A 3897-nucleotide genomic window follows, 5' to 3' on the forward strand; every position below is an offset into this window, starting at 1 on the left:
GTGGCTGCCGCGCTGACGGTCGGCGTAATGGGAGTGCATGCGGGCGCGCAGGCACAGGAATTCCCAGGCAGCAAGCCGGTATCGGTGGTGGTGCCGTTTGCCGCAGGCGGCCCGACCGACAAGGTCTCGCGCGAGCTGGTCATGATCATGTCCAAGCACCTGGGTACCACGATGGTGATCGAGAACCTGGGCGGCGCTGGTGGCACCATCGGCGCCAAGAAGGTCGCGCAGTCCAAGGGCGACGGCTACACCATCCTGATCCACCATATCGGCATGTCGACGGCGCCGGCCCTGTACCGCAACCTCGGCTTCGACCCGCTCAAGGACTTCGAGACCGTGGGCGAGATCGCCGACGTGCCGATGGTGATGGTTGGCAACAAGAACCTGCCGCCCGCCAACTTCAAGGACCTGGTCCCCTATATCAAGGCCAATGCCGCCAAGCTGTCGCTGGCCAACGCCGGCATCGGCTCGGCCTCGCACCTGTGCGGCCTGCTGTTCCAGAGCGCCATCCAGACCGAGCTGACCACGGTGCCCTACAAGGGCACGGCGCCGGCGCTGACCGATATCCTGGGAGGCCAGGTCAACCTGATGTGCGACCAGACCACCAATATCGCCGGCCAGCTCAAGGCGGGATCTCTCAAGCCCTATGCGGCCATGCAGAACCGCCGCGTGGAAGCCTTCAAGGACATCCCGACGGCCGCCGAGCAAGGCCTGCCGGGTGTCGAAGTGAAGATCTGGCACGCCATGTACGCGCCCAAGGGCACGCCCAAGCCGGTGGTGGACAAGCTCTCGGCAGCGCTGCAAAAGGCAGTCACGGATCCGAACTTCCGCGCCAAGATGGCCGAGCTGGGCGCCGAAGCCGTGCCCGCGCAGCGCGCCACGCCGGAATCGCTGAAGGTCTTCCTGGCCGGGGAAATCGGCAAGTGGACCCCGGTGATCAAGAAGGCCGGCGTGTACGCCGACTGACCGGACGCAAAAGACCGGCTCGTCCGCGGGCGCCCGCCCGCGGATGGCGAAAAGGCCACGCGCAATGCGTGGCCTTTTTGTTTTTTGAGGGGGGGTGCCCGCGCGCGGCGGCAGCCACCTCGACTATATTGGTTTGATTGCCTTCGGTCCGGCAGGGATGCGCACGGTGGGCCGCTTACGGTGGCCCTTGAATTCACCGCACCCGTCGCCACCTACCTCCCTGACATATTCTTGCGAAGCCATCATGGAACAGTATCACGGCACTACCATCGTCAGCGTCCGGCGCGGCAACCAGGTTGCAGTCGGTGGTGACGGCCAGGTCACACTCGGCAATATTGTGATGAAGGGCACCGCCCGCAAGGTGCGCCGCATCTATAACGGCAAGGTACTGGTTGGCTTCGCCGGCAGCACCGCTGATGCCTTCTCGCTGCTCGACCGCTTCGAGGCCAAGCTGGAGAAATACCAGGGCAACCTGACCCGCGCCGCGGTCGACCTCGCCAAGGACTGGCGCTCGGACCGCGCGCTGCGCCGGCTCGAGGCCATGCTGATCACCGCCGACCGCGACACCACGCTAGTGATCACCGGCAACGGCGATGTGCTCGACCCCGAAGGCGGCGTGGCCGCGATCGGCTCGGGCGGCGCTTATGCCCAGTCGGCCGCCAAGGCGCTGGTGGAGAACACCGAGCTTTCGCCCAAGGACATCGTCGAGAAGTCGCTTGGCATTGCCGGCGAGCTCTGCATCTACACCAACACCAATTTCGTCATCGAGACGCTGGAATGAGCGTCGGCCGGCCGCGCAAAAGCCTGACGCGCGGCTGCCTGGGCCCGGATGCCGCACCGCTCCGGTCCGTCGTCTTCCTCTGAACGGATACCATGTCGCATACCATGACCCCGTCGGAAATTGTTTCCGAACTCGACAAGCACATCATCGGCCAGAACAAGGCCAAGAAAGCGGTAGCGGTTGCGCTGCGCAATCGCTGGCGCCGCCAGCAGGTGGAAGAACCCCTGCGCCAGGAAATCACGCCCAAGAACATCCTGATGATCGGGCCGACCGGTGTCGGCAAGACCGAGATCGCGCGCCGCCTGGCCAAGCTGGCCGACGCGCCGTTCATCAAGATCGAGGCCACCAAGTTCACCGAGGTGGGCTACGTCGGCCGCGATGTGGACACCATCGTGCGCGACCTTGCCGAGATGGCGGTCAAGCAGGCGCGCGAGTCCGAGATGAAGAAGGTGCGCACCAAGGCCGAGGAAGCCGCAGAGGACCGCCTGCTCGACGTGCTGCTGCCGCCGCCGCGCGATATCGGCTTCAACCAGCCCGAGGAAAAGGATTCCAACACGCGCCAGGTGTTCCGCAAGAAGTTGCGCGAAGGCCAGCTCGACGACAAGGAAATCGAGCTCGAGGTTGCCGCCGGCTCGCCGAACATGGACATCATGGGTCCCCCGGGCATGGAAGACATGACCGAGCAGATCCGCACCATGTTTGCGGGCCTGGGCCAGGGCAAGAAGGCGCGCCGCAAGATGAAGGTGCACGAAGCCTTCAAGCTGCTGATCGACGAGGAAGCCGCCAAGCTGCTCAATGACGAGGAGGTCAAGCACAAGGCAGTGGCCAACGTCGAGCAGAACGGCATCGTGTTCCTGGACGAGATCGACAAGATCGCCAGCCGCAGCGAACTGGGCGGCGGCGAAGTGTCGCGCCAGGGCGTGCAGCGCGATCTGCTGCCGCTGGTCGAGGGCACCACGGTCAACACCAAATACGGCATGATCAAGACCGACCACATCCTGTTCATTGCCTCGGGTGCGTTCCACCTGTCCAAGCCCAGCGACCTGATCCCGGAGCTGCAGGGCCGCTTCCCGATTCGGGTCGAGCTGGAATCGCTGTCGGTCTCCGACTTCGAAGCCATCCTGACCCAGACCGATGCCAGCCTGACCAAGCAGTACCAGGCGTTGCTGAGCACCGAGCAGGTCGAGCTGGTGTTCGCGCCGGACGGCATCCGCCGGCTGGCCGAGATCGCTTTCTCGGTCAACGAGAAGGTCGAGAACATCGGCGCGCGCCGCTTGTACACGGTGATGGAGCGGCTGCTCGAGGACCTGTCCTTCCACGCCACCAAGTCATCGGGCGAGAGGGTCATCATCGACGCGGCTTACGTTGACGAACGCCTGGGCGACCTCGCCGGCAACGAAGACCTGTCGCGCTACGTGCTGTAAGCGTGTAAGCCTTAGCCCGCCATAGGTCTGTCAGGCGGCATCCAACGACAAAGGGCGCACTTCGGTGCGCCCTTTGTCGTTTTGCCATGCGCCCGCTCAGTGCGCGTGCACATGCCCCGCTGGCATCGGCGCGGTCAGTTCCAGCTCCGCCGCCGGCGTCTTCAGCTCGCGCAGGCTCTGGCCATCGGCGGGGATCTGCGTCCACTCGGCACGGCCGTCCTCGCACTCCTGCACCACCGGGAAATACAGCTTGCCGGCCTGCTCCGGCAGCTTCATCAGCATCACGAATTCATCGAAATGCGCGTCGGCCAGCGAGCCGGCAAACCAGCGCAGCGTGCGCACGTCCTCGCTCACGGTCTTGCCGTGCGAGGCATAGGGCTTGGCCAGTGGCGCGCGTTTCACTTCCAGTTGCCAGCCCGCCTTGGGCTGCGGATGGGCGCCTTGCACGCCTTCCGGGATGGTCACGGTGATGGCGCGGGTAGCGCTGCCGTTGCAGCCATGGCCCACCATCAGCGCGCCTTTGACGTAGCTGCCGGCTGTCGCGGTCTTCTGCTCGAACACGATGTGGGCGAACGCGGCGGGGGTCCAGCTTGCGCCAAGCGAGGCCAGCGCGATGGTCATTGCGGGCAGCAGGCGGGATGCGGTCATGTCGATTCTCCTGGGAAGCGCGCCAGTCTAGCGCCGAAGGCCGTCGCTGGCCCTGCGGCGCAGGGCCGCAGGGCCACG

At 65.3% G+C, this 3897-nt stretch carries 4 protein-coding genes; 3 read left to right on the forward strand and 1 reads right to left on the reverse strand.

All coding sequences use genetic code 11. From position 1 onward, the window contains the following. The 3 genes from ACYP5B_RS49280 to hslU all read left to right on the forward strand — a co-directional run. A partial coding sequence (locus ACYP5B_RS49280) for a tripartite tricarboxylate transporter substrate-binding protein (RefSeq protein ID WP_459574760.1) occupies positions 1-966 on the forward strand: 966 nt, incomplete at its 5' end. A 244-nt stretch (positions 967-1210) separates the two neighbouring features. Continuing rightward, the gene (gene hslV, locus ACYP5B_RS49285; RefSeq protein WP_006162714.1) at positions 1211-1747 is read left to right on the forward strand and encodes an ATP-dependent protease subunit HslV; all 537 of its coding nucleotides are present in this window, start codon (positions 1211-1213) and stop codon (positions 1745-1747) included. Positions 1748-1839: 92 nt separating this feature from the next. Then, positions 1840-3171 (forward strand): ATP-dependent protease ATPase subunit HslU, encoded by a 1332-nt coding sequence (gene hslU / locus ACYP5B_RS49290; protein ID WP_267605217.1) that lies wholly within the window; start codon positions 1840-1842, stop codon positions 3169-3171. Positions 3172-3267: 96 nt separating this feature from the next. Here the strand turns inward: hslU and ACYP5B_RS49295 are convergent, their stop codons facing one another. Beyond that, positions 3268-3819, reverse strand: a complete 552-nt coding sequence (locus ACYP5B_RS49295) for a YcnI family copper-binding membrane protein (RefSeq protein ID WP_400097442.1) — start codon at positions 3817-3819, stop codon at positions 3268-3270. Positions 3820-3897 lie beyond the last annotated feature (78 nt).

This window comes from Cupriavidus sp. 8B (genome assembly GCF_054589115.1).